Source organism: Corynebacterium sp. H130, assembly GCF_037572395.1.
Taxonomy (GTDB): domain Bacteria; phylum Actinomycetota; class Actinomycetes; order Mycobacteriales; family Mycobacteriaceae; genus Corynebacterium.
Window position 1 is genome coordinate 20214 of the sequence record NZ_JBBHLA010000005.1, and the last position, 25626, is coordinate 45839.

At 58.2% G+C, this 25626-nt stretch carries 23 protein-coding genes; 18 read left to right on the top strand and 5 right to left on the bottom strand.

Going from position 1 to position 25626, the window contains the following annotated elements; genetic code table 11:
- Positions 1-5 precede the first annotated feature (5 nt).
- The 6 genes from WG939_RS09955 to WG939_RS09980 all read left to right on the top strand — a co-directional run bounded on the left by WG939_RS09955 (position 6) and on the right by WG939_RS09980 (position 6046).
- The gene (locus WG939_RS09955) at positions 6-1106 is read left to right on the top strand and encodes a glycosyltransferase family 4 protein (protein ID WP_339985303.1); all 1101 of its coding nucleotides are present in this window, start codon (positions 6-8) and stop codon (positions 1104-1106) included.
- A gap of 64 nt (positions 1107-1170) precedes the next feature.
- Positions 1171-2094 (top strand): ROK family protein, encoded by a 924-nt coding sequence (locus WG939_RS09960; RefSeq protein ID WP_339985305.1) that lies wholly within the window; start codon positions 1171-1173, stop codon positions 2092-2094.
- Positions 2095-2164: 70 nt separating this feature from the next.
- Positions 2165-2896 (top strand): lysophospholipid acyltransferase family protein, encoded by a 732-nt coding sequence (locus tag WG939_RS09965; RefSeq protein WP_339985307.1) that lies wholly within the window; start codon positions 2165-2167, stop codon positions 2894-2896.
- Positions 2897-2985: 89 nt separating this feature from the next.
- Entirely contained in the window at positions 2986-4122 is a 1137-nt protein-coding gene (locus WG939_RS09970; RefSeq protein WP_339985309.1) for an acyltransferase family protein, read from the top strand.
- Positions 4123-4141: 19 nt separating this feature from the next.
- The gene (locus WG939_RS09975; RefSeq protein WP_339985311.1) at positions 4142-4648 is read left to right on the top strand and encodes a polyadenylate-specific 3'-exoribonuclease AS; all 507 of its coding nucleotides are present in this window, start codon (positions 4142-4144) and stop codon (positions 4646-4648) included.
- A gap of 15 nt (positions 4649-4663) precedes the next feature.
- Positions 4664-6046: a class II 3-deoxy-7-phosphoheptulonate synthase gene (locus tag WG939_RS09980; protein ID WP_339985313.1), complete on the top strand. Its 1383-nt coding sequence runs from the start codon at positions 4664-4666 to the stop codon at positions 6044-6046.
- Here the strand turns inward: WG939_RS09980 and WG939_RS09985 are convergent, their stop codons facing one another.
- Both WG939_RS09985 and pknB read right to left on the bottom strand, forming a co-directional pair.
- The gene (locus WG939_RS09985; protein ID WP_339985315.1) at positions 6047-7162 is read right to left on the bottom strand and encodes a glycosyltransferase 87 family protein; all 1116 of its coding nucleotides are present in this window, start codon (positions 7160-7162) and stop codon (positions 6047-6049) included. It abuts the gene before it with no gap.
- A complete protein-coding gene (gene pknB, locus WG939_RS09990; RefSeq protein ID WP_339985317.1) occupies positions 7162-9342 on the bottom strand; it encodes a Stk1 family PASTA domain-containing Ser/Thr kinase in 2181 nt (726 codons plus the stop codon). Before pknB ends, WG939_RS09985 begins: the two co-directional genes overlap by 1 nt.
- Positions 9343-9404: 62 nt before the next feature.
- Between pknB and WG939_RS09995 the strand changes: the two genes are divergently transcribed.
- Positions 9405-9773, top strand: a complete 369-nt coding sequence (locus tag WG939_RS09995) for an Rv2175c family DNA-binding protein (RefSeq protein ID WP_339985319.1) — start codon at positions 9405-9407, stop codon at positions 9771-9773.
- Here the strand turns inward: WG939_RS09995 and WG939_RS10000 are convergent.
- Both WG939_RS10000 and WG939_RS10005 read right to left on the bottom strand, forming a co-directional pair.
- Positions 9770-11212, bottom strand: a complete 1443-nt coding sequence (locus tag WG939_RS10000) for an alpha-(1->6)-mannopyranosyltransferase A (protein ID WP_339985321.1) — start codon at positions 11210-11212, stop codon at positions 9770-9772. The genes WG939_RS09995 and WG939_RS10000 overlap by 4 nt on opposite strands.
- Position 11213: 1 nt before the next feature.
- Entirely contained in the window at positions 11214-12308 is a 1095-nt protein-coding gene (locus WG939_RS10005) for a polyprenyl synthetase family protein (RefSeq protein ID WP_339985323.1), read from the bottom strand.
- 86 nt (positions 12309-12394) lie between these two features.
- Between WG939_RS10005 and WG939_RS10010 the strand changes: the two genes are divergently transcribed.
- Complete coding sequence (locus WG939_RS10010) at positions 12395-13315, top strand: methylenetetrahydrofolate reductase (RefSeq protein ID WP_339985325.1); 921 nt, start codon at positions 12395-12397, stop codon at positions 13313-13315.
- On the opposite strand, the gene WG939_RS10015 is transcribed toward WG939_RS10010, so the two are convergent.
- Complete coding sequence (locus tag WG939_RS10015; protein WP_339985327.1) at positions 13289-13852, bottom strand: GNAT family N-acetyltransferase; 564 nt, start codon at positions 13850-13852, stop codon at positions 13289-13291. The genes WG939_RS10010 and WG939_RS10015 overlap by 27 nt on opposite strands.
- A gap of 195 nt (positions 13853-14047) precedes the next feature.
- On the opposite strand from WG939_RS10015, the gene WG939_RS10020 reads away from it, so the two are divergent.
- The 10 genes from WG939_RS10020 (at position 14048) to murD (ending at position 25619) form a co-directional block, all read left to right on the top strand.
- Positions 14048-14476, top strand: coding sequence for an SAV_6107 family HEPN domain-containing protein (locus WG939_RS10020; protein ID WP_339985329.1), 429 nt, complete (start codon positions 14048-14050; stop codon positions 14474-14476).
- Between the two features lie 92 nt (positions 14477-14568).
- Positions 14569-14958: a DUF3040 domain-containing protein gene (locus WG939_RS10025; protein ID WP_339985331.1), complete on the top strand. Its 390-nt coding sequence runs from the start codon at positions 14569-14571 to the stop codon at positions 14956-14958.
- A 699-nt stretch (positions 14959-15657) separates the two neighbouring features.
- Positions 15658-16089: a division/cell wall cluster transcriptional repressor MraZ gene (gene mraZ / locus WG939_RS10030; RefSeq protein ID WP_339985334.1), complete on the top strand. Its 432-nt coding sequence runs from the start codon at positions 15658-15660 to the stop codon at positions 16087-16089.
- 142 nt (positions 16090-16231) lie between these two features.
- A complete protein-coding gene (gene rsmH, locus WG939_RS10035; RefSeq protein WP_339985336.1) occupies positions 16232-17248 on the top strand; it encodes a 16S rRNA (cytosine(1402)-N(4))-methyltransferase RsmH in 1017 nt (338 codons plus the stop codon).
- Positions 17245-17928, top strand: a complete 684-nt coding sequence (locus WG939_RS10040; RefSeq protein ID WP_339985338.1) for a hypothetical protein — start codon at positions 17245-17247, stop codon at positions 17926-17928. Before rsmH ends, WG939_RS10040 begins: the two co-directional genes overlap by 4 nt.
- A gap of 238 nt (positions 17929-18166) precedes the next feature.
- Complete coding sequence (locus WG939_RS10045) at positions 18167-20020, top strand: peptidoglycan D,D-transpeptidase FtsI family protein (protein WP_339985769.1); 1854 nt, start codon at positions 18167-18169, stop codon at positions 20018-20020.
- A gap of 18 nt (positions 20021-20038) precedes the next feature.
- Entirely contained in the window at positions 20039-21559 is a 1521-nt protein-coding gene (locus WG939_RS10050; protein ID WP_339985340.1) for a UDP-N-acetylmuramoyl-L-alanyl-D-glutamate--2,6-diaminopimelate ligase, read from the top strand.
- Positions 21556-23040 carry a UDP-N-acetylmuramoyl-tripeptide--D-alanyl-D-alanine ligase gene (locus tag WG939_RS10055; RefSeq protein ID WP_339985342.1) on the top strand — a complete coding sequence of 495 codons (1485 nt, stop codon included), beginning with the start codon at positions 21556-21558 and terminating at the stop codon, positions 23038-23040. Before WG939_RS10050 ends, WG939_RS10055 begins: the two co-directional genes overlap by 4 nt.
- Before the next feature lie 62 nt (positions 23041-23102).
- Positions 23103-24203: a phospho-N-acetylmuramoyl-pentapeptide-transferase gene (gene mraY, locus WG939_RS10060; RefSeq protein ID WP_339985344.1), complete on the top strand. Its 1101-nt coding sequence runs from the start codon at positions 23103-23105 to the stop codon at positions 24201-24203.
- Positions 24204-24206: 3 nt separating this feature from the next.
- A complete protein-coding gene (gene murD / locus WG939_RS10065) occupies positions 24207-25619 on the top strand; it encodes a UDP-N-acetylmuramoyl-L-alanine--D-glutamate ligase (protein ID WP_339985346.1) in 1413 nt (470 codons plus the stop codon).
- Positions 25620-25626 lie beyond the last annotated feature (7 nt).

Consider the following 25626-nt stretch of genomic DNA (forward strand, 5'->3'; position numbering starts at 1 on the left):
GGCTGATGCCTAAACTTCTCGTAGTAACTAATGACTTCCCGCCGACCATCGGCGGGATTCAGTCTTATGTGCGTGATTTTCTCGCGCAGCTCCCGGCCGAAGACATTGTTGTCTTTGCCTCTACCCAAGACGCTCAAGCGGCTCGGGCATGGGATGCGCACGCTGGCTACCAGGTAGTGCGCTATCCGCACCGCATCATGCTGCCAAGTCCAGATGTCGCAGCACAGATGAAGAAGCTGGTCGCCGAGCACAACATCGACACCGTCTGGTTCCCATCCGCAGCTCCGCTCGCGTTGTTGGCGCATTCCTTGACGGGCGTCCGGGTCGTGGCATCCACGCATGGCCACGAAGTGGGCTGGTCGATGTTCCCCGGAGGGCGCAGCGTCCTTCGCTCCATCGGTACTCGTTGTGACGCGGTCACCTACATTTCGGACTACACCCTGGGGCGTCTCCAGCGCCCATTTGGGGCCGCGGCCATGTGGGTTCACCTGCCGTCCGGCGTCGATGCCAGCGCTTATCGACGTCCTCCGGCACGCCCACGCCAGGCCTATGGTCTCCACGATGGCCCGGTAGTTCTATGTATCGCTCGGCTGGTTCCTCGCAAGGGGCAGGATCAGTTGCTCAAAGTGTGGCCACGAATTCTGCAGCGATTCCCGGATGCTCAGCTGGTGATCGTGGGGGAGGGCAGCTATGAGAAACGGCTGCGGGAGTTAGCCGATGGGCTCGCAGGAGTTGTTTTTACGGGTCGAGTCACTGATGAGGCCCGGACTGACTTGCTTCTTCTGAGTGACATTTTTGCCATGCCTGCGCGTACCCGCGGAAAAGGACTGGATGTTGAGGGCTTGGGAATCGTCTATTTGGAAGCCCAAGCTGCTGGATTGCCGGTGATTGCTGGTGACTCTGGCGGGGCCCCGGAGACGGTCACGCCAGACACCGGTCTTGTCGTGAGCGGGCGCAGTTCGGATGCTCTCGAAGCTGCCTTGGTGAAGTTGCTAGCGAACCCCTCGTTACGAGAAAAACTTGGGCGAGCGGGCAGGAACTATGTCTCCGAACAATGGACGTGGGAGCAGCTTGGCACTGAGTTCAGAAGAACCCTTTTTACCTAGCAGATATACTGTGTATTTCCGACTCAGCTATGTTGCTGCGACTTTTTCTAGAAAGTGAACTTTGATGTCCAAACAAACCGTCCCGGTGACCATTGGCTTCGATATCGGCGGCACAAATGTGCGGGCAGCGGTCATTACTGAGGACGGACGCATTATCGACCGGTTGCAGCAGCAATCACAAGGCACCGCTCAAAGCATGGAAGACGACATCGTCGAGCTCACCGAACGCCTAATGAGCACCCATGACGTTTGCGGAGTCGGGATCGCAGTGGCAGGTTTCTTGGACGAGAATCAAGAGACCGTACGCTTTGCACCGCATTTACCTTGGCGTGACGCTCCGCTCAAACAGCGACTATCCTCGCGCCTCAGCGTCCCCGTTGTGCTGGAGCATGACGCCAACTCCGCCGCCATCGGTGAATACGCATTCGGCGCAGCAACAGAAACCAAGACTTGGGTCTTCATGTCCATCGGAACCGGAATCGGTGCAGCACTGATGCATGACGGTGAGATTTATCGCGGAGCGTTCGGCACCGCCCCAGAACTAGGACACCTTCCAGTGGTGCCGGGTGGGCGTCCGTGTCCGTGCGGAAAGCGAGGCTGCCTAGAGCGCTACTGTTCAGGAACTGCGCTCGCTGCAACCGCCCAAGAAATCGCGGTAGCAGAAGGTGCTCCCGAACAACTGTGGACGGGAGAAAGCGTTATTCAAGCAGCTCGCTGCGGAGAATGCATCGGGGAGCGGGCTATCGCCGAATTTGCGGAATGGTTTGGGGTAGGACTATCCATAGTGGTTGACATGCTCGATCCAGAGCTCGTTGTCATCGGCGGCGGAGTAGCCAACGACCATGACCTTTTCCTTGCCGAAGGCGTCGATAAGGCGCGTGGCATGGTGGTTGGTGCAGGCCACCGACCATTCCCTTCGGTGGTGCCTGCGCGCCTCGGTGGCGAGGCAGGAATGATTGGCGCGGCGCACCTCGCTTGGCGTGGATAACGTCGCCCGGGGGACCTCAACAAGGTAAAGTGAGACAAGTTACCGAAGCGACTTCAAAGGCAGGTTGGCGATGCAAAACAAGTGGTACTGGCTATTCAAGAACGTCCTGTTCGGGCCAATCCTGCGGGTTTACAACCGACCAACGATTTCTGGTCTGGAGCACATTCCCACTGATGGACCCGTTATTCTGGCCTCAAACCACCAGGCAGTGATGGATTCTTTCTACCTGCCGTTGCTCTGCCCGCGTCAGATTCAGTTCCCTGCAAAGCAGGAGTACTTCACCGGCGAGGGGTTTGTGGGAAAGATCCAGAAGTGGTTCTTCACAAGCGTTGGCCAGATTCCTATTGACCGCAGCTCCGGCGACGCAGCGCAGGCAGCCCTGCTCGCAGGCAAGGGCGTGCTCGATCGTGGGGAAGTGTTCGGTATTTACCCAGAGGGGACCCGCTCGCCAGACGGCAGAATCTACCGCGGAAAGACCGGTATCGCTCGCATTGCGATGGCGACGAAGGCTCCCATTGTCCCAGTTGCCATGATCGGCACGAGGAACGCAAACCCAATCGGAACCTGGGTGCCACGACCAGCAAAGGTTCGCATCAGGGTGGGGGCTCCCATCGATCCGGAAAAGTTTGCGTGCGATCGAGGTTTGGATCCAGAGGACTACGGCACGCTTCGAGCACTTACCGATCACGTCATGCACACCCTGGCAGACTTGTCCGGGCAGAAATACGTCGATATGTATGCCAAGGAAGTGAAGGCGTCGTTGGAAGCTGGCAAGGGATACCCAGAAGGCGCCCGCCCTTAACTAATTTGAACTATTTCCGGCATTTTCGATAGTCTGAATCCTCATGTTGCTGGGATGGCAACATCCCAGGGTGAAGGAGAATATCGAAAGTGCAGCAGAAACAGTACCTCGAGTGGCCAGACGCCGCCCGAGGTCTTTCCATTCTTGGAGTTCTCTTTCTGCACGCAACCTTGGCAGTGCCCAATGGCGAATACAGCATCCCCGCGAAAATCAACGCCTTCCTTGACCCCGTCCGAATGCCCCTGTTCTTTCTTGTCAGCGGGTTTCTCGCTGCAAAAATTCTCCGGTTTTCCTTCGCAGAATTGATCTGGAAGCGCCTGTGGTTCCTTGCCGTCCCGTATGCAGTGTGGGCACCGATCGAGCTGTGGCTCAAATACGCTGAGTGGCACACGTTCTTGGATGATCCAGAACCGACCATCGACATGGTTCTTGAGGCCGCCCTCCAAGGTGCCTCGCTGCTGTGGTTTCTCTACTGCCTGGTCATCGTGACCTTTTTTGCGTGGGCAACCCGCGGCCTAAACGCGCCGATGGCAGTTCTAGCCAGCTTCCTGCCACTGGTTTTGCTCATCTATCCGGAACGCCCGTCCATTCTCAACCACGTGCTTCTGTACCTGCCAATCTTCGTCATCGGAGTCAGGCTCAAGGAGCTCGTTGCAGCCTTTGCAGAGCGCGCTTTGCACCCGTTGGGTCTTGCGTTCACAGCCCTGACGTATTGGTTGCAGTGGCGAGTAACTCATGCGTGGGAGACCCAATGGGGTGTTGACTTTGCCGGATGGGTGGTGCCTGGAATAACCACACTGGGCTTTGACGATTCCGAGCTGCTAGTCCGCGTTCTCATTCGCATTCTGACGCTGCCGGCAGCTCTGACACTCGCGATCGCGCTGACGAAAATTCCGGTCGTGTTCCCCGTGCTGCGCTTCTTTGGACGCAACACTCTCGTGTTGTACATCGGGCACGGCTTCGGGCTTACGATTCTGTTTAACTACCATGTTCTGTTCAGTGGCGTGAATTTCGAGATCGGCCACAGCAATCCGCTGCATAATGCCAGCGTGTGGGTGTGGGCCTGCGTTGCGTTCAGCCTCATTGGTGGTGCGGTTTTCCACGGCATCTCCAAGGTGCCCGTGCTTGGCTGGAGCGTGAAACCGCCGGCCGTTTTCCCGAAATCACAGGGGCAAAAGACTGCCGATGCTCGCCCCCGACTACTGTCTAAGGTAACTAAACACTAAAACCCTAGAAAGCCGGGCCGTGCGTTACTTCTATGACACAGAATTCATCGAAGACGGTAATTCCATCGACCTCGTGTCCATCGGCATCGTCGCTGAAGACGGGCGCGAATACTACGCAGTGTCTACCGAATTCAACGCCAGCAAAGCCAATCCTTGGGTAAGAGCCAATGTCCTCGCTCAGCTGCCGAATCCAAGCGACAGTGCCTGGAAATCCCGGGATACGATCAGGCGTGAAGTATTCGAGTTCTTGACGTCGGCAAGCACCGCACCCCAGTTGTGGGCGTGGGTCGGGGCGTACGACCACGTCGTTCTTGCACAACTCTGGGGCGACATGTCCGGGCTGCCGAAGGAACTGCCACGTTACACCCGGGAGCTGAAGCAGTATTGGGAGATGGCTGGTCATCCGAAGTTGCCGCCGTTGCCGTCGGGAGCTCATGACGCGCTTGTCGACGCCCGCCATAATCTCGCGAAGTTCAAGGCATGCATGGCAGTTCTACCCCTAAGCTCCAAGAACGCTGCCGGATAGGGTAGTTTTTGAGGTGTGAGTTGGACAGTTGATATCCCCGTACACGAATTGCCAAGCCTGCCTCCGTTGCCTCCTGGAATCGAGGAAACCTGGCGCGATGTGATCTCTCGGGACGCCCATCAACAGCCAACCTGGGACACCAAGCAAGCTGCTGCTGTGCGACGCATCCTCGAAACTGTGCCACCGATCGTGGTGCCACAAGAGATCCTCGACCTCAAGAGCTTGCTTGCCGACGTTGCCCTGGGCAAAGCCTTCCTGTTGCAGGGTGGTGACTGCGCCGAAACTTTTGAGAGCAACACTGAGCAACACATCAAGGCCAATATCAAGACGCTGCTGCAGATGGCAGTGGTGCTGACGTATGGCGCGTCGACGCCAGTTGTGAAGATGGCTCGTATCGCTGGACAGTACGCGAAGCCACGCTCCTCTGACCTGGATGCGAACGGCCTGCCGAACTACCGTGGTGACATCGTCAACGGCGTGGAGGCGACCCCCGAGGCTCGTCGCCACGATCCTGCACGCATGATTCGCGCTTACGCTAATTCCTCGGCTGCGATGAACTTGGTGCGTGCCCTCACCAGCTCTGGAACCGCAGATTTGCGACGCCTGCACGAGTGGAACCGCGAATTCGTACAGAACTCACCTGCTGGTGCGCGCTACGAGGCTCTCGCCCGCGAAATCGAATCGGGTTTGCGCTTCATGGACGCCTGTGGCGTCGACGACCCAGGCCTGCGATCGGCCACCATCTTCGCCTCCCACGAGGCCCTGCTGGTGGACTACGAGCGTGCAATGCTGCGCCTGGATGAAAGCCAGGAGCAGATCTGGGATGTTTCTGCGCACCAGCTCTGGATTGGTGAGCGCACTCGCGGTCTGGAAGACTTCCACGTGAACTTCGCGGCGATGATCGCGAACCCAGTTGGCATCAAGATCGGCCCAACGATTACTCCGGAAGAAGCCGTCGCATACGTGGAGAAGCTGGATCCGCGAAACGAACCAGGACGACTGACCATGGTGGCTCGCATGGGCCACGACAAGGTACGCACCGTTCTTCCTGGCATCATTCAGGCCGTGGAAGCCACTGGGCACAAGGTCATTTGGCAGTCCGACCCAATGCACGGCAACACCCACACCTCGTCCAATGGCTACAAGACGCGCCACTTTGACAAGGTCATCGATGAGGTTCAGGGCTTCTTCGAGGTCCACCGTGCGCTGGGAACCCACCCAGGTGGCATTCACATCGAGCTCACGGGCGAAAACGTCACGGAGTGTCTGGGTGGAGCAGAGGACATCACTGATGTTGATTTGCCAGGCCGTTATGAGTCCGCATGTGACCCACGCCTGAACACCCAACAGTCTCTCGAACTTGCCTTCCTGGTTGCGGAGATGCTCCGCAACCAGTAATTAAACACTGTTTGGTGCAAGTGCTGGCGTCGTTTCCTTATTGGAGGCGGCGCCAGTTTTTGCGAAGTACAGCAGGAACACAATCAGGATGAGCGCATACTGCGCTCCTGCCACATCAGCGAGCCAGAAGTTGAAGGCTGTGAGCGTCAACCCGAGCGTTGTCGCAATGCCAACCCACCAACCAAAGGCTTTGGGCATGCCTTCGCGCAGCGCAACCACTGCAATGATCGGCAGCCAGACAAAGTGGTGGGTCCAGCTAATCGGGCTGAACAACAAGCCTGCGGAAGCAACGGCGCACAAGGCGACGAGGTCTTTGCCTTGCTTGGATGCGCGGTACGCCACCCAGCACGCCAGGGCCACGGAGGCAATGGCCACTGCATCAGACGCAGCCTCGAATCCCAGTCGGCTCAGGACGCCGTTGATCGAGGCGTTGTGAATGTAGGCGGGATCGCCCACGCGATTCGCGTTCGGGAGGGCCACAGTGAAGTATTCCCACGTGTCCTGCGGACGCAGCGCGGCAGCCAGCAGAGTAGCGGCGGCGCCACCACCAATGAGCCCAAGGACGCCCTTGAGGTCCCGCTTTGCCAGGAAGTACAGCACGAAAATCGCTGGGGTGACCTTGATGGCGGCTGCGATACCGATTAGTGAGCCACGAGGCAGCCAGGATGGTCGTTTGTCCAGGGCATCGGCCACAATCAGAGTGAGCAGGAAGATGTTGATCTGCCCGAAGGAAAGCGTCGAAAAGCCAGGCTGCGTACAGAGCATGAGCACCGGCATGAGGAATGCTGGAAGTCCCAGCCAGCGGCCAATCAGGTAGGCGAAGAACAGCGTCACCAGCTGGTAACCAATGATGATGACTGGCAGGGGGAGCCAGGAGAAGGTGGCGAAGAGGATCGCGGCGAATGGCGGATAAGTGAAGGGGAGATCGATCCCGCTGGTGGCGACGCCATGATCATATAAAGGCTGGCCGTCTAGAATAAAGCGTCCGCCACCGATATAAACTTCGAGGTCGATGGGCCATTTGAAGGTCGGGGGAATTGCCCGGATTCGGCTGAGAATCACGCCACCAACGGCGAGTAACAGGAACACTACCTGCATGTTTCGGCTCTTGAGCATTAGATGGCCGTCAATTCAACCGTGCTGCCCACATCAACTTTGCTACCTGCGCGTGGGGATTGCATCAGCACGGTGTCGCCTTCACGACGAAGGGTGACATTCAAACCCTGCTCCTGAAGAGTCTGGGTAGCTTCATTAACACTCATTCCAATCACAGATGACACCTTAATCCGCGTTGCGACCTGCAGCGAAATGTGTGCCCCTTCAGGGTTAATCAGTGCGCCTGCTTTCTCGCTCATACCGACGATCTCCTGAGGCTTGTCTCCCGCTGCATTGGTCTCTTCGACGGAAATGGTGATGTCGTCGCCGAGGGCCGCTACTGCCTCGTCGTAGGTCATTCCGACCAAGTCCGGGACCTTAATCGCATTGGATACCTTCAGTTCCACGTCGGAGCCGCGCTTGAGCTTTGTGCCGGGGCCGGGGTTGGTAGAGATGACTTCACCCGCAGGGTGCTTTGCGGAGAACGCAGAGGTGGTGGACCGGATGGTGAATCCCGCGTCAGTGAGGATCTTCTTTGCGGTCGCCTCGTCCTTGCCACTGACATCAGGGACGTCAACAGGCGCTGGACCTTTGCTGATCTGCGCAGTGACAGTGGAGCCCGTGCGCACGGTGACGCCAGCTGCAGGAGAGACCGTAGCGATGCCACCGACAGGGATCGTGTCCGAATAGGCATCAGCGCCGAATTCCAATTTCAGAGTGCGCTCGGACAGCGCCTGGCGATATTGCTGCACATCACCATCAACGGGGACCGCTGGAACAGTTGGCTGGCCCTTGGAAATGAGTACCGCGACTTCTTTAGAGCGCGGCACTCGCTGGCCAAAAGGGGGCTGCGTTCCCACCGCCTTGCCGACGGCCACGTCATCAGAATACGTTTCGCTGACAACCGGCTTGAAACCCGCCGTCGACACCCGCGAGACCGCCGTACTCTTGTCCAAACCGACGATCTGGGGAATTTCCCCGTAGCGGCCTGAACCGAACCACCAACCACCTACAGCGACGGCAGCAATCAATAGCGCTACCACCAACAGCCAGGCAATCAACTTGATAGGAGAGCGGTTGCTCATCGGCTTTGGTTGCTCAAAGGAAATCTCAGCTGGGGTGGCAGGTGCCTGTTGTACCGGCAACGCCACCTCGGTGTTCTGATAGGGCGCCACAGGAGGGAAGGCCGAGGTCTGGGGCTCAGGCGCCGGTGCGACTGGCGGAAACGCCGTGGTAGGCGGCTCCGGCTGCGCGCTGGGCTGTGGCAAAATGCTGGTCGACTGGGCTGGCTGTGGTTGCTCAGCGGTGACTATTTCTGTAGCTCGGGAGACAGCCGTATCGAGCGGGACCGGCACCTTGAAGGAAGGCAGCTCCAGCTCCGTGGCAACGTCTTCGAGAGCGGCGAGGAACTCAGCTGCGGTGGGGAAACGATCGGATGGGTCGCGATGAGTAGCCGCGGCGACCAGCTCGTCGAAAAGCGGCGGAACTCCCTCGATGCGCGAACTTGGGGCGGGCACGTCTGCGTGAAGACGCTGCATGGCATGCGCGAGCTGGGTGTCGCCTGCGAATGGGGTGGTGCCGGTGAGAAGCTCGAAGAGGAGGATGCCGGCGGAGTACACGTCAGCAGCGGGGCCGATATGCTCGCCTGCGACCTGCTCGGGAGACAGGTAGGACACCGTGCCGACGATTTGATCCGAAGTGCGCTCCGATTGTGCAACTGCCCGAACGAGGCCAAAATCTGTCAGCTTGACCCGATGATCGGCGTTGATCAGTACGTTGTCAGGTTTGATGTCGCGGTGGACCAGGCCTTGCTTGTGTGCGACCGACAGGCCGGTGAGTAGGCCACGCATGACCTGAGTCGCAGCGTGGGGTGGCATAGGGCCACGCTCGGCGAGGAGTTCCCGCAGGGTGCCACCGCTGATGAATTCCATGACGAGGTAGGCGTGGTCGCCGGCGGAATTGAAGTCGTAGACATCGACAATGTTGGGGTGGCTGAGCTGGGCCATCGACTTCGCTTCTCGGACGAAGCGACTGCTGAAGATGGCGTCGTCGAGGTACCGGTCGTCCATGACCTTCACCGCGACGTGGCGTCCCAGACGAAGGTCCTCGCCACGGAACACCGTCGACATGCCGCCCTTGGCAATCTGGGCATCTAGCCGATAGCGACCATCAAGGACATCCCCGACCTGTACATAGCTCATGCACAACAGTATTGCGTACCGAAGGAGGAAAGTGCTATCCGACCCAGGTAAACTCAGCAATTGTGAGCTCTTTTCCATCCGCACAAGACGTGCTTCCTGCAGATGAACCACTGCTGACTGTTCCTGAATTTGCCGAGCGCATGGGCGTTGTGGTCACCAAAGTCATGCACCAGCTACGCGATCATCATTTGATTGCTGTGACCCGAGATGGTGTTAAATGTCTTCCCGAGCGTTTCCTCGCGGACGATGGCCACCTGATCAAATTCGTCCCCGGCGTGATCGCTCTGCTTTCCGACGGCGGCTACTCCGATGAGGAAATTTTCCGCTACCTCTTCACCGAGGATGATTCCCTGCCTGGTCGCCCAGTTGACGCATTGCACGGGCATCTCGCACGCGAGGTCATGCGTCGCGCCCAGTCGATGGCTATTTAGTCCGCTTGAGGGCGGGCTCGGAACACGTAGCTCGTTGCGAGCCACGCCCCAATCACCACGAGCGACATCCACACCGGGTTATACAGCATGTGGTTTCCGCTGCCCGCGAACGAGGCAGCGACGATGATGGACAAGAACGTCACAATCTTGTGCAGTTTGTCCGTCGCAGGATACGTTCCCACCAGGCTCAACAAACTGGTGTAGTACCACGGCAACGTGACCGCGTTAAAAACCACAGCGACGGCGTAGGCCGCGACTGTGCCCATGATGGCGCGCGCCCGATCTTGGCGGTAGATCCACCAGACTGTGACCAGCCCGATCAACATGACCGCTTGCGCAAGCGGGCGTGTGACTGACAGGAAGCTGTTGTATTCCAGGTTTTCATTGATGACTTCGCCTACTGGCGTCATCAAACTGGCTACGAGAGATGGGAACGCCAGCGGGTTAATGACTTTGGAGTTGCCGGAAATCTGGGAAACCCAACCCCACGATGCGCCCGATGCCCAGGTCACCGCTCCCACGACGGCAATCGTCAGAGCCGTCATCCACGAGCCACAGAGCACAAATGCGATCAGCTTGCGTCGAACATCGTGGGCACTCCAACCGTTAACCATTGACCTCATTGCCATCCATACTGCGAACGGCAAAGCAAAAATAGCAGTGGCTTTGAGCGACACTGACACGGCGATGCAAATGACCGCCAGGACGAACTTCCTGCGCACGGCAAAGCATAAGCCGATGCACACGAGGCCGACCATCAAGGACTCATTGTGCATGCCACCGATGAGGTGGAACACCATGACAGGGTTCATTACGCCGAGCCACAGCGCCCAGGTCTCGTTTCCGCCGAGTTCCTTCGTAATATGTGGCACCGACCAGGCGATGAGCACGAAACCGAAAATCGAAACTAGCTTGTACAGCAGCACACCGAGGGTAACATTGTCACCGACCATCGAAGTGATGATCTCGCCTAGCCACAGGTGCAGCGGACCGTAGGGCGTGGTGGTGTTGCGCCAGTCGTGACTTACTTCCAGCAACATTGGGCCGGGGTTGACGGCAGCGCCTTGGGTATAGGGGTCGAAGCCGTCGCGAAGCATTGCTCCCTGCATGAGGTAGGAGTACACGTCGCGCGACAAAATGGGCGCAGCAATCAGCAGCGGGAGCAGCCACCAAAATGTCATGCGGTAGAGCCGTCCGAGTGTGACCTGGGTGTGGCGCAGGGCGTTTCCAAGCATTGCCCACACTGCGATGAAACCGAATAGTCCCAGCCAGAGAATGGTGTTGGACACTCCCGCGCCGTGTCCATAGGACAGCACCGACAGCCCCAAGGCTTCCAAAACGCCACCGCGATTGCGGATGGCGCCTGCGCCGAATGAGGCTAGTGCGATGGCCAGCGACGCCATTGCCCCAAGCCAGGTCAGCCTACGAAGATCTGCCACGTTAAACCGCACGATTCGTTGCGCGCACGGCTAGCTCGTGAAGAGCGGTGCGGATGTGGTCAGGAAGTGGCGTGTCATCGAGGTGCGCCAGGCCCGCCGAGGTGAGTTCGGCAATGCGCTTTTCGACGACCTCTTCCGCGCCCAACTTCTTGATAATGCCAGCAAGTTCCGCGAGTTCGACAGGATCCGCAGTGGATCCGATGCCTTCTCGGAGACGCTGCGCATCGGCAGGCTTGGACGCATCGGCGATTTTTAGCGCTTCGGCGAACAGCACCGTGCGCTTGCCTTCACGCAGGTCATCGCCGGCAGGCTTACCGGTGACTTCGGGATCACCGAAGACTCCGAGAAGATCGTCGCGGAGCTGGAAAGCAATGCCGATGTCGTGGCCAAACGCCAGGTACGAATCGATGAGTGGCTGTGGGGCGTCGGCAAGCGCTGCGCCGATGTGCAGCGGGCGGGCGATCGTGTAGGCCGCGGTCTTGAAGCGATTGACCTTTTCGGCGATCGCAGGGTCTTCGTTGCCGGAGCTTTCGACGGTGATGTCAAGGATCTGGCCTGCGATGACTTCGGTCTTCATGGCGCTCCATGGGGTGGTGACACGCTGGAGCGCGGCGAGGCTGAGTCCTGAAGTTTGGAGCATCTCCTCTGCCCAGGACAGGGCCAAATCGCCAACAAGAATGGCGACGCCGACGCCAAAATCAGCGGCGTCTCCGTTCCACCCCTCGGTCTTGTGGACTGCTTCGACGCGACGATGCACGGTCGGGGAGCCTCGGCGAGTATCGGAAGCATCAATGATGTCATCGTGGATCAGGGCGCACGCCTGAATGAATTCCAGGGCAGACACCGCGCGCAAAACTGCGGCAGGATCTTCGTCATCATGACCGTGGGCGCCCCAATAGCCGTTCCACGCAAACATTGGACGCATGCGTTTGCCACCCCCGATGACCATGTCTTCAAGAAATGAGACTGCTTGAGAAACGACCGGGTCGATGTCCAACATTTGGGCGCGCTTGGAGTCGAAAAACTCCTGCAAGCAGGACGTTACCGCTGCGGGGAACTCCGAAAGCTTGGGATTCTGCACATCAGATACAGCCACGGTGAAACATCCTTAACTCGACGTCGAACTCAAAAAATTTTCAAAAACAGCCAACGGGCACGTCTTTAACAATAAGATACCTAGCCATGACTCTCACACGACAGCAGCCCATTTCCGAATTGCTCCGCGAAAGCAACGACGTCATGTTCTCTGTCGAGTTCATGCCACCGCGTGACGATGCCGCCGAGCAACGCCTGTGGTCCGCAGCCGAAACCTTTAAGGGCCTCGGAGCCTCGTTTGTTTCGGTGACCTATGGGGCCGGGGGGTCAACCCGTGAGCGCACCTTCCGCATCGCCCAACGCTTGGCTGAATTGCCGTTGACCACGCTCGTCCACCTCACCCTGGTTGAGCACAGCAAAGCGGAGCTCGTCGACATCATCGAAAGCTATTCTCGCGCGGGGCTGAGCAACCTCCTTGCCCTTCGCGGTGATCCGCCAGGCGACCCATTGGGAGAATGGATCAAGGCGCCTGAGGGATTGGAATACACCTCGCAGCTCATCGAGCTGACCAAGTCTATTCCTGCAGCCCGCCATTTCGATATCGGAATCGCTGCCTTCCCGGAAGGTCACCATCGCGCCGGGTCACTTGACGAGGACACCTCAGTTACTCTTGAAAAACTGCGAGGTGGTGCGGAATACGCCATCACGCAAGTCTTCTTCGATGTCGATCATTTCCTCCGTCTTCGAGATCGCCTGGCAGCTGCAGACCCTGAACATGGCGCCAAGCCGATCATTCCAGGCATCATGCCGATCACTTCGCTCCGATCGGTGCACCGCCAAATCGAGCTTTCGGGCGCGACGATGAACCCGCAAGTGGGGCAGCGTCTGGAAAAGGCGGCCCTGAGCGGTGACGGCGCTGTGCGCGAAGAAGGCATCCGCATTTCGACGGAAATGGCCGAACGCCTCGTGGCTGAAGGGGTGCCTGATCTGCACTTCATGACCATGAACTTTGCCAAGGCCACCCAAGAAGTGCTGCACAACCTAGGCTTGGCCCCTGCGTGGGGCTAGTGGCAACTCTGCCTTTAGGATGGCGAATTTCCGGTCATCCCCGGTGAAAGTAAAGTTCCGCAGTACATCTTCGAAGCCGAACTTGCGGTACAAACCAAAAGCCCCGTTTGCCTCATTTTCTACTTCCGGCGTGGACAGAAGTGTGAAGGGTCGATTGGTCGCTTCGAGAAGCTCAATTAGCAACATGCTGCCGACGCCTTTCCCTTGTGCTTCGGGGGAGACGTGAATTTCCGACAGCTCGAAATAGCTGCTGAGCATCTGCCGGTTCTCCTCGTACTTTTCGGCGAGGATAAGGCCCTTTTGAACCTGCAGATGCCACCAGTGCATGGGGGTGCCAGTGTGCCCGTACGCGACTCCAACGACACCCCCCTCATCGAGCGCAACCAGAGCCTTGAAGCCGGCGCTCATTGCATTGCGACGCCATGACGTGATCCAGGATTCGCGGAGGTCGGGGGCATAACCCATCGCGCTCATGTACAGATCCACCAGCTGTGGGGTGTGATAGACGAATTCAGCTCGTTCAAGATGTCGGATCATGATTGGCACAACTCTATCGAATCATGAACTTGTTCACTTCGGAGCAAAAACTGGGTAAGTGAAGAGTAAAATATGCTTTGACTAGGTAATATGCATAGATATTAGAACTGGTGTTCTAATTTTGGATTTAGGTGTCCGGCGGTCGGTTTAGGCTACGGATCAGTGAAGGAGCTAAACAAAAGTGAGGTAAAGGTCATGGCAACTGTAGTTTCTGCAACGACGCGAGCGCTCGGTGGGGCCGGATCGAAGCAAGCTGCGTTCATACGCCGTGCTTCCATCTTGCTTCGCGACGCCGTCCGGGAATATGGGCGAGGCAACTATGTCGATGCTATGGAGCTGGGTTATCAAGCTGCTCTTCGTACTGCTGGTGCGTACATCGCGGGAACCTCTGTGGCAAAGCGTCGACGGCTGCCCGCGGGGGCATGGGGCAGAGTTGCGCTCGCGGGCAGCGATGGGGTGGCATGGGCTTCAAGTTTTGCGCCATTTTCCAAGAAGCGCTCTCGACTCATTAGCGGTTTGGATAACGAAGTTGACCCAGCATTGGTGGCCGATCTCATCGAGCTCACTCAGCACTTCTTGGATGAAGTCGAATCAGGTGGAGTGCAGGGTAAGGCTGCAGCCTAATTATTAGGAAACTTTTCGATCTTTGGGAACTTTCGCGATACTCTGGGCGTTACACACTATGAACCAGTCATAAAGATCGATCGGAGGAAACAGTGTCGCTTTCTGAACAAGAGTTGCGGGCACTGCGAGAAATTGAGCAGTCGCTGCTGGCTGACGATCCCAAATTCGGCGCCGCCGTCTCTGGCGCAGTTGGGGAAACTCGCGTGGTTTTCTCCCTCAAGGGAATCGCCCTCGGTGTGCTTGGTCTCGTCCTGCTTATCGGGGGAATCGCATTGAGTCCGATGACTATGTGGTTCATTGCCCTCAGTGTCGCGGGATTTCTGCTGATGCTCGGTGCCGGCATATGGATGTTGCGCAACGGTGAAACAAACATCTCGGCTCGACCTCGAGTGCGGTCCGCTCGCGTGGACTCTCCGCGTGGAAACGGATTTGCAGGGCGAATGGACGAACGATTCCGCAGCCGCTTCGAAGACGGGCAATAGAAGATCCCTGACAAAGTAGGGGCGCACACCAAGTGGGTGTGTGCCCCTTTTTGCGTTTTCTGATTGCGTTTTCTGATTGCGTAAAAATGTTGCGCCGCTGAATGGGGAAACAAGCTCAATGCCGGGGGGGGGGGCGGGGTATTGGGCTGTTCGTGTCGTGCTTCGTGACAACGATATTCCCCGTCGCATATTGCCCACTTCAAAAGTGCTACAGGCCCATTATCTAACGCGGATTATCGCCCTCCCGAGAGTTGGCACCTCAACCCCAGCCCGCCAACCAATTCCCGAAAGCTGCCCAAAGCCGGGAAAGATTTCACATCCCCCACTTGTCCCCACACGGCCCTCCACTTTGCCCCACCTTGTCGACAATTTTTGCTTGTGGTGACAGTGTCCTGCGGTTTTCATGCAAAATCTAGTGGCCTGTAAATAGCAGCCAGTGGTGCCAATGTTGCCAATGTGACTAAAGTGAAAAAGCGACCGTAAAGTGGCAAAATAAGTTTCTGCTAAGTTTTTCATCTCTACCTGCATTAACAATGTTCGGTGGTGGAAAAGTGGGGCGTCGGGGGTTGAAGGTGGGGGAAAGTGGGGTAAGGTGGGTGTCGGTAGTTGGGGTATGTGTCTCTTGTGTCGAATTAGTCGCGGGGGACGGTGTACTGCAAGACCGCAAGGAAATATCCATGAGGGAAGGTAGGTCCGGGCATGTTCCTTGGTACCTACACGCCCAAGTTGGATGACAAGGGGCGATTGACGCTGCCAGCAAAGTTCCGCGAGGACCTGGCTGGTGGGCTGATGGTTACTAAAGGGCAGGATCACTCTCTGGCGATCTACCCGAAGGCTGAGTTCGAGGAACGTGCTCGCAAGGCGGCGCAGGTATCTCGTACGAATCCGGAAGCTCGTGCGTTTATTCGTAACTTGGCAGCTAGCGCTGATGAGCAGCGGCCTGATGCGCAAGGGCGAATCACCTTGTCGGCACCGCACCGTCAATATGCGGGGCTGACGAAGGAATGTGTCGTCATCGGTTCGGTTGATTTCCTTGAGATCTGGGATGCACAAGCATGGGCCACCTACCAGGCCGAAACGGAAGATTCGTTCTCTAGTGCCGAGGGCGAAATTCTGGGCGGGCTCCTTTAAGTAAAGCGCGGTGCGTGTAAGGACTCTGCTTGGAGGTCTAACGCTCTGGTGTACTTCCCCGACATCAGATCGATTCGCTTCAAGCAGGGCCCTATACGTATCGGACAACCCAAACAACGACCCGAGGGGGTGAGACGATCACATGGAAAACTTTGACATCGAAGCTAATCACGGACATGTTCCGGTGATGCGCGATCGCATGGCGGATTTGCTGCGCCCGGCCGTCGAGAAGCTGGGGGAGAACGCCGTGATCGTCGATGGCACCCTCGGCGCGGGCGGACACACCGAGCATTTCCTGAAGACTTTTCCGCAGGCATGTGTGATCGGCATTGACCGTGACCCGAACGCTCTGGCAAGCGCGACCGAGCGTCTGCGGCCGTTCGGCGATCGGTTCCAGCCTGTGCAAACGCGTTTCGACGGCCTGTCGAACGCAATTGAGCAGGAAGAGGGCGTCGTGATGGAACGCGCTCGCGAGTATGGCATCGCGGGCGCGTTGTTTGACCTTGGGGTGTCCTCGATGCAGCTGGATCAGCCGGAACGAGGCTTTGCCTACAAGGTGGACGCGCCACTGGACATGCGCATGGATCCAACTAAGGGCATTACCGCAGCGGACGTGCTGAACACCTACTCGCACGGTGAGCTTGCGCATGTGCTGAAAGCCTATGGCGACGAGCGTTTTGCTGGAAAGATTGCCTCCGCAGTTTTGCGAGAACGCGAGAAGGAGCCTTTCACTACGTCGGCAAGGCTTGTAGAGCTGCTGTACGCCACCATCCCGGCGGCGACTCGCCGCACCGGTGGGCATCCGGCGAAACGAACCTTCCAGGCACTTCGTGTCGAGGTCAACGGGGAATTGGACGCGTTGAAGAACGTTATCCCGATGATTTGCGACCGCTTGGCGCTTGGTGGGCGAGTGGTGTTCATGAGCTACCAGTCGCTGGAAGACAAGATCGTGAAGAAGGCACTGGCTGACCTCACTCAATCGAAGACCCCGCCGGGGCTTCCAATGGATCTGCCTGGCACCGCTCCAAAGTTCACTTTGGTGACCCGCGGAGCAGAGACCGCAACCGAAGCTGAAATCGCTGAAAACCCACGCTCCGCACCTGTCCGAGTGCGGGCTGCCGAACGCATCGCACTTAATGACGGAGGAGACTTCTCATGAGCACCATCACCCCGCCACAGACCCCGCGACGTCGCGCAGCCCAGGCGCTGCTTGAGCGTCCACAGCGCACCCAGCAGCCAGGGCGTACCGTCGAACCACGCCGTGGCCTGCGACCACTTGAAGTGCAGCCGGACCGCACGCGTCGCTTCCAGCGCAAGCTTGGGTCCCAGCAGGTTGTCTCGGTGCGTGGTCGCCGGGTCACCACGCAGAAGGCAGATCCGCACCGCATCCGCCTTGCCATTGGTGTTTTGTTCATGCTGTTCGTCTCCATCGCGGGCATCATGGGCCTGTCGGGCATTTCCACGGAGCAGGCCTTTGAACTGCAAAAACTCACCGCCCAGGAGCAGCAGCTGGACAACCAGTTGGAGACGTTGAATCGTGACGTTGAGCAGGCAAAAGCTGCTGCAGAGGTGGCTCGCGTTGCTGCCGACAATCGCATGGTTGTGGCAGAGATGCCAGGAATCCTCGCTGTAGAAAAAGATGGGGCCATTACGGAGCAGCGTCCCAGTGATCCAGTGGCCACCCGTCCTATTATTGATGTGAACGGAGCCCCGATTCGACCAGAGCAGGCTTCGACGAACCCGAACGAAATCAAGGACGTCACCGACAACATTCAACCGATTCCGCAGAATAACGCTTCCGTGCCTGCAGTAGCTCCATACGCTCCGCGCACGCGCTAACTGACGGAAACGAGAAGGATCAAGGAGTTAGATGACCCCGCCTCGCAAAGGACGGTCTCATTCCAGGAACGCCTCCCCAACGGGGAGGGGTTACTCGTCTCGGGACCTGTCCTCTGATCGGATCGAGGCTGAGGCACGTCGCCCTGCTTCCGAGCCGGTGCGAAACGGGGAAAAGCGTCGCTATGGCCTGAGCATGCGTCCAGGGCAGGCAGATAAGGTAAACGAGCCACAATTTCGAATGCGCTTGGCTCGTGGAATCGCTGTTACTGCTGCGGCCCTACTCGTGGCGCGCCTCGGGTGGGTTCAAATTGTTTGGGGGCCAGAATTCCAAGCAAAGGCAGAAGCTCAGCGCACCCACGTTTACGTCGATCCAGCTCGTCGAGGTTCCATCACTGATCATGAAGGCAATCTCCTCGCGTACACCATGCAAGCGCGCTCCCTGACCGTGTCGCCACAGCGTCTGCGCGGTGAAATTAAGGAACGCGCCAAGCAGACGTTGCAGCTGGAGGGGCAGTGGGCGTCGATCCCGCAGGAACAGCGGGAGTCCGTGCTGGAGCAGAAACTCGATGAGAAGATCGAGGAAATGGCGCGGGAGATCCCGAAGATCATCAGCGAATCCGGTGGCTCGACCTCCAAGGTCAATGGTGATGACATCAAGAACAAGCTGCGTGCAGACACTCATTATGAGGTGCTCGTGCGCAACGTCGATCCAGATGTTGCAGCAACCATCGCGCAGAAGTTCCAAGGCGTCGCAGCAGACCATCAGGACATTCGCCAATATCCAAACGGGGCAATCGCAGAAAACATCATCGGCAAGATTTCGATGGACGGCGAAGGCCAGTTTGGTCTGGAGTCCAGTTCCGATGCATTGTTGGCAGGCGTTGACGGCCGCCTCACCCAGGATTTCTCCGCCGATGGCCAAGCCATCCCAGGCACCACTCGCGATCAAATTCCAGCCTCCGACGGCTCTAAGATCGAGCTGACCCTTGACCTCGACCTTCAGACCTACGTCCAACAGCAAGTTGAACAGGCCAAGGTCAACTCGAAGGCGAAGGAAGCCTCCGCAGTCGTACTGGACGCAAAGACCGGCGAAGTGTTGGCGATGGCCAATTCCGACACGATTGATCCGACAGGTGACGTCGCAAAGCAGGTGGAAAAGGGCAAGAGCTTCGACAACCCGGCAGTGACGCACCCGTTTGAGCCGGGCTCGGTAGCGAAGATCATCACCGCAGCTGCTGCGATCGAAAATGGCTTGACGACGCCCGATGAAGTGCACACCGTGCCAGGATCCATCCACATGTCCGGCGTTACCGTTCGCGACGCGTGGGAGCACGGCGATGTGAAGTACACGACCACGGGCATCTTTGGTAAGTCCTCCAACGTTGGCACCCTGATGCTGGCTGAGCGCGTGGGCGAGGATTCTTTTGCGCAATACCTGGACAAATTTGGTCTCGGTCGCTCCACCGGCGTTGAGTTACCGAGCGAATCGGAAGGCCTCCTTCCGGCGCGTTCCCAGTGGTCGGGCGGTACCTTCGCTAACTTGCCGATCGGCCAGGGCATGTCTGTCACACTGCTGCAAATGGCAAGCATCTACCAGACGTTGGCGAACGGTGGCGAGCGCATTGAGCCTCGCATCATCAAGAAGGTCACCAATCCTGATGGCACCGAGCAACAACAACCTGAGCCAGCTAAGACCCGGGTGGTCAGCGAAAACACAGCGCGTGTAGTCACTGACATGTTCCGGTCCGTGATCCAAAAGGATCCGACTGGTGTACAGCAGGGTACTGGCGTCGGCGCGGGGATCGAGGGCTACCAAGTGTCCGGTAAGACCGGTACCGCTCAGAAGGTCGACCCGACTACGCAGGCATATTCCAACAGCAAGTACTGGATTACTTTCGCCGGAATCGCGCCTGCAGATGACCCACGTTTCGTCATTGCCATCATGCTCGATGAGCCAGAACGCGGTGTGCACGGTGACGGTGGACAGACCGCCGCTCCGCTTTTCCACGACATCGGATCGTGGCTGCTGAACAGGGACAACGTGCCGTTGTCGCGACCTGTCGACGGCCAATTAGTCTTGCAAGCACAATAAAATAACCCTAGGAGAATCATGTCCATTACCCTCACCGAGCTCGTAACCCTCAGCGGTGGCCATTTGTGTGGCACGTCGCCGGCGGAGCTGGTTTTTGACCACATCACCCTTAACTCGGGCGAGTTGCGAGAGGGATCGCTGTTCGCTGCATTGCCGGGTCTGCATGCGCATGGCGCCGAGTATGCCGAGGGTACTCCAGCCGCTGCAATTCTCACCGACCACGCCGGTCATAAGATCCTCCACAAGAAGGGCGACACCCGCCCTGTTATTGAAGTCGAGGACATTCGTAAGGTGCTGGGCGACGTGAGCGCTGCGGTCTACGGACATCCTTCTCGGGATCTCACCGTCATTGGTGTCACCGGAACTTCCGGCAAGACCACCACTACTTACTTGCTCGAAGCTGGTTTGATGGCGGAAGGCCACAAGGTGGGCATCATTGGTACTACCGGCACTCGCATCAACGGTGAGGCTGTTCCTACCAAATTGACCACTCCTGAAGCGCCAAAACTGCAGGAACTCTTCGCCCTGATGCGCGATGAGGGTTGCACCCACGTGGTGATGGAAGTGTCCAGCCACGCTATTTCTTTGGGGCGCATCGCCGGCACCCGTTTCGCCGTCGGTGGTTTCACCAACCTCTCCCAGGATCACCTCGACTTCCACAACACCATGGAGGAGTACTTCGAAGCCAAGGCCGGTTTCTTCCGCGCAGATTCACCACTGCGTGCGGAAAAGTCCGTCATCATGGTCGACGACGAATGGGGCCAGAAAATGACCACCATCGCTGGATCGGAGTGCGTGACTGTGAGCACCGGCTCCCAGCCTGCCGACATCACCATCGGCGAGGTCAGCGTTTCCCCGGCCGGTATCCAGGAGTTTGATGTTGTCATTGATGGCAAGAGCCACAATGTCCATCTCACTCTCCCCGGTCAGTTCAACGTAGCGAATGCTTCGCTCGCCGTCGCAATGGCCGCGTCTGCTGGTGCGAACATCGACGCATTTATCGACGGCATCGCCAAGGTAGGTGTGCCAGGCCGCATGGAGCGCATCGATGAAGGCCAGGACTTCCTCGCTGTGGTTGACTACGCCCACAAGCCGGCCGCTGTGGTCGCAGTTCTGGAAAGCGTTAAGGCGCAGACCAATGGCCGAGTGGCAGTTGTTTTGGGTGCTGGTGGCGATCGTGACGCAACCAAGCGTCCACTGATGGGCCGGGCAGCCGTCGAGCTGGCTGACTACGTGGTCATCACCGATGACAATCCTCGTTCCGAAGATCCTGCGAAGATTCGCGCTGCGGTGTTGGCTGGTGCGAAGGAAGCAGAGAAAATGGTCAGCCACAGCCCGGTGATCGAGGAGATCGGTGACCGTGGCGCTGCAATTATTGCCGCTGTCGAATGGGCACGCACCGGAGATGCGATTATTGTTGCAGGCAAGGGACATGAGAACGGCCAGCTCGTTGGGGACATCAACCACCCATTTGATGATCGTGAGCATGTGCGCGACGCCCTGCGTGCCCGTGCAAAACGAAGTGGAGCACAAGAATGATTAATCTGACTCTTGCCCAGATAGCGGAGGCCATCGGCGGCACGCTTGCCGGCGGGGCTGATCCGGCAGCTGTTGTGACCGGGAGCGTGGAGTTCGATTCTCGTAAACTCACTCCTGGTTCTTTGTTCGTTGCGCTCCCGGGACAGCGTGTCGATGGACACGACTTTGCTGAAGCTGCAGTGGAAGCGGGAGCTGTAGCGGTTCTTGCTGCTCGTGAGGTCGGAGTTCCGGCCGTCATCGTGCCAGTCACAGATGTTCCAGCCTCAAATGCTGACGCTTTCGCGATGGCAGGGGAGAAGGCACAGGATATGGCGTCGGTGCTGGCTGGGCTGGGTAAGCTGGCTCGCTTCGTCATTGACACCTGCGTAGCAGAGCACGGCTTGACCGTGGTGGGTGTTACCGGTTCGGCTGGAAAGACGTCGACCAAGGACCTCATGGCTACCGTCCTCAGCACAGTCGGACAAACCGTGGCCCCTCCTGGTTCCTTTAACAACGAAATCGGTCACCCATACACGGCGTTGCGCTGCACTGAGACCACTAAGTTCCTCGTGGCGGAAATGTCCGCCCGCGGTATTGGGCACATCGCGCACCTCGCTGAGATCGCACCGCCACACGTCGGTGTAGTTCTCAACGTTGGCTCGGCCCATTTGGGCGAGTTCGGCAGCCGTGAAAACATCGCCCAGGCAAAGGGCGAACTTGTGGAGTCTCTGCCAGCGCAGGGGCTCGCGGTGCTCAACGCCGACGACGACTTCGTCCGCAACATGGATCGTCGCACGAAGGCCCGTGTGGTTTTCACCTCAGCCAAGGGACGTGCCGACCTCTATGCCACCGAAATCCGCCTTGATGAGGTCGCTCGAGCCAGCTTCAAGCTGCGTCTCAAGGGTGATCAGGTGAGCTACCCAGTGAAGCTCCAAGTATTTGGCGAACACCAAGTGTCCAATGCATTGGCGGCTGCAGCGGTTGGCCTGGAAGCAGGATTGAGTGCCGCTGACGTCGCAAAGGCGCTGTCGCAGCACCAAAGTGCGTCCGCAAACCGCATGGACGTGCAGACCCGAGCTGACGGCGTCACCATTATCAATGATTCCTACAACGCCAACCCGGACTCTATGCGGGCTGGTATCGCTGCGCTGTCCTATACCGCTCATGGCCGTGCGGACGTAAACAGCTGGGCAATCTTGGGACAAATGGGTGAGCTTGGCGACGATGCAGTTGCGGAGCACGAAGCCCTGGCCGGCGAGCTGGTCAAGATGCAGGTCGACAGGCTTATCGTAGTTGGTACAGACGTCAACAGTCATGCCTTGGCCACTTCGGCCCACGAGCAAGGTATAACTACGTTGACTGTCGACTCAGTAGACGCAGCCATCAATGCGGTGGATCGAGAGCTCTCCCCAGGCGATGTTGTTTTGGTGAAGGCCTCCAACGCTGCAGGTCTGTGGCGAGTTGCTGAGGGATTGTTGGGCAAACCGGGTTCGGACCGCTAGCGGCCGTGTGGTGAAGTTGTCACGAGGCGTGGCAGCAAAGATTAAAGGATAAGTAGACAACTGTGACACAGATCATTATTAGCGGTGCGGTTAGCTTTTTGGTGGCTATCTTCCTTACACCACTGCTCATCCGCTACTTCAGCGCGGAGGGGCTGGGACAGGAGATTCGCGAGGATGGCCCACGTTCGCACATGCGTAAGCGTGGCACTCCGACCATGGGTGGAATCGCAATCCTCGTCGCCATCGTGGCAGCGTATGTGTGCGCCAACCTGTACGCCCTGACCAATGGCATGCAGGCGTTTACCGCATCTGGTCTGATCGTGCTCGGTCTGACTGTGGCTTTGGGCATCCTGGGCTTTGCCGACGACTACATCAAGCTGGCCAAGGGCCGCAATCTGGGCCTGAATAAGACCGCCAAGCTGGTTGGCCAACTTGTGGTCGCGCTGGCGTTTGGCATCTTGGTGCTACAGTTCCCGGATTCCAGTGGCCAAACTCCGGCCTCTACGCATCTTTCTTTTGCCCGCGATATTGATACCTTCGACATTGCGGTGGGCGGGGGAATCCTCGGAACCATTATCTTCCTGGTGTTCATGTACCTGCTCATCTCTGCATGGTCGAACGCCGTCAACCTCACCGATGGCCTTGACGGCCTGGCTGCCGGCACGACGGCGATGGTGATGGGCTGCTACACCCTGATCGGTTTCTGGCAGTTCCGTAATTCCTGCGACGTGACCGTTGAACCAGGATGCTTTGCTGTTCGTGATCCACTTGATCTCGCCATTCTTGCCGTAGCGGGCTTCGGTGCTTGTGCAGGCTTCCTGTGGTGGAATGCTGCGCCGGCAAAGATCTTCATGGGTGACACTGGGTCCCTTGCTCTGGGCGGCCTGGTCGCAGGTCTGTCTGTCACCTCGCACACCGAACTTCTCATGGTGATCATCGGCGCGCTGTTCGTTATTGAAGCAGCGTCGGTTGTGATCCAGGTTCTCGTCTTCCGTACTCGAGGCACCCGCTTCTTCCGCATGGCTCCGTTCCACCACCACTTTGAAAATGGCGGCTGGGCCGAAACCACCGTTGTTATTCGTTTCTGGTTGCTCACAGCAATGGCCTGCATGGTTGGCATGGCGTTGTTCTATAGCGACTGGCTTGCAGCCTCAGGAGTGTAATCCATGAGTACTTTCACGCTTCCACACGAACTTCAAGGCCACGTCCTTGTCACAGGAGCGGGAGTGTCGGGCGCAGGCTGCGCACGCATGCTCAGTGAACTCGGCGTGAAAGTGACGGTGGCGGACGACAATGAAACTGCGCGCCTGCGACTCGCCGAAGCTTGCGGGATCGCGGAAATGAGCGTCGCAGAGGCACGCGAGCAACTTCGCGAATTCAGCATGCTGGTCACCTCACCCGGTTGGGCGCCACGCACCCCCGTGCTTATCGACGCCCACATGGCAGGCATCCCAGTGATCGGCGATGTCGAATTGGCATGGCGTCTAGACCAGGCTGGAGCCTTCGGGGAACCACACACCTGGGTGGCGATCACCGGCACCAACGGCAAGACAACCACGACGGCCATGACCACCGCCATGTTGCAAGCTGCAGGGATGAAAGCTGCCTCAGTTGGAAACATTGGCGTTGCGGTGGGCGATGCGTTGCAAGCCCAGGGGCGCATCGACATTCTCGTCGCTGAGCTGTCGAGCTTCCAGCTGCATTGGTCTGCTTCGCTCAGCCCAGCGGTCGGTTGCCTCCTCAACGTGGCTGACGACCACATCGACTGGCACGGCAGCTTCCTAGAATATGCCGAGTCAAAGGCCAAAGTCCTTCGAGGTAAGGTCGCTATTTACGGCGCGGATGATCCCGCGGTATGTGAACAAGTGCAGCGTTTGGAGGCCTCCCGGCAGCTGACCGACACGACTCTGGTCGGCTTCACGTTGGCGGAGCCGGCAGTAGGCCAACTCGGCATCAAGGACGGCATGCTCGTTGACCGGGCTTTCGGCGACAACGTCGTGCTCGCACCAGCGACCGGAATTTCACCGGCCGGACCTGCAGGCCAACTAGATGCGCTTGCAGCTGCCGGCATGGCCCGCGCGATGGGCGCTGAACCAACTGCTATCGCCGAGGCACTAGAAAGCTTTGTGGTTTCCGGACACCGCGGACAGGTTGTTCACGAAATCGCAGGCGTGAGCTTTGTCGATAACTCAAAGGCAACGAATCCTCACGCTGCAGATGCCGCGATGCGCGGCCTTGAGAGCATCGTTTGGGTGGCCGGAGGGCAGCTCAAGGGCGCTGACGTGACTGACCTGGTTCGGGCGCATGCCGCGCGCATCAAGCATGCGGTGCTGTTGGGTGTCGATAAGGGCGTGCTTTCCGACGCGCTGCGCGCAGTTCGGCCTGACATTCCGATCACGCTCGTTGAGTCAACGGATCCGCAAGAGGCGATGACGCAGGCTGTGGCAGCAGCCGCAGGTGTTATGGGGCCAGGAGACGTGGTCTTGTTGGCGCCAGCAGCGGCATCGCTAGACATGTACACCGGAATGGGGCAGCGAGGCGACATGTTCGCGGAAGCCGCCCGTAATCTGGACACTTAAAGAAACT

Coding starts and splice junctions, on each gene's coding strand:
- WG939_RS10020 (WP_339985329.1), top strand. CDS start 14,048: ATGGCAACTGTAGTTTCTGCAACGACGCGAGCGCTCGGTGGGGCCGGA.
- WG939_RS09985 (WP_339985315.1), bottom strand. CDS start 7,162: ATGCTCAAGAGCCGAAACATGCAGGTAGTGTTCCTGTTACTCGCCGTT.
- WG939_RS09965 (WP_339985307.1), top strand. CDS start 2,165: ATGCAAAACAAGTGGTACTGGCTATTCAAGAACGTCCTGTTCGGGCCA.
- pknB (WP_339985317.1), bottom strand. CDS start 9,342: ATGAGCTATGTACAGGTCGGGGATGTCCTTGATGGTCGCTATCGGCTA.
- rsmH (WP_339985336.1), top strand. CDS start 16,232: ATGGAAAACTTTGACATCGAAGCTAATCACGGACATGTTCCGGTGATG.
- WG939_RS10040 (WP_339985338.1), top strand. CDS start 17,245: ATGAGCACCATCACCCCGCCACAGACCCCGCGACGTCGCGCAGCCCAG.
- WG939_RS09960 (WP_339985305.1), top strand. CDS start 1,171: ATGTCCAAACAAACCGTCCCGGTGACCATTGGCTTCGATATCGGCGGC.
- WG939_RS10015 (WP_339985327.1), bottom strand. CDS start 13,852: ATGATCCGACATCTTGAACGAGCTGAATTCGTCTATCACACCCCACAG.
- mraZ (WP_339985334.1), top strand. CDS start 15,658: ATGTTCCTTGGTACCTACACGCCCAAGTTGGATGACAAGGGGCGATTG.
- WG939_RS10050 (WP_339985340.1), top strand. CDS start 20,039: ATGTCCATTACCCTCACCGAGCTCGTAACCCTCAGCGGTGGCCATTTG.
- WG939_RS10010 (WP_339985325.1), top strand. CDS start 12,395: ATGACTCTCACACGACAGCAGCCCATTTCCGAATTGCTCCGCGAAAGC.
- WG939_RS10055 (WP_339985342.1), top strand. CDS start 21,556: ATGATTAATCTGACTCTTGCCCAGATAGCGGAGGCCATCGGCGGCACG.
- WG939_RS09955 (WP_339985303.1), top strand. CDS start 6: ATGCCTAAACTTCTCGTAGTAACTAATGACTTCCCGCCGACCATCGGC.
- murD (WP_339985346.1), top strand. CDS start 24,207: ATGAGTACTTTCACGCTTCCACACGAACTTCAAGGCCACGTCCTTGTC.
- WG939_RS10045 (WP_339985769.1), top strand. CDS start 18,167: ATGCGCTTGGCTCGTGGAATCGCTGTTACTGCTGCGGCCCTACTCGTG.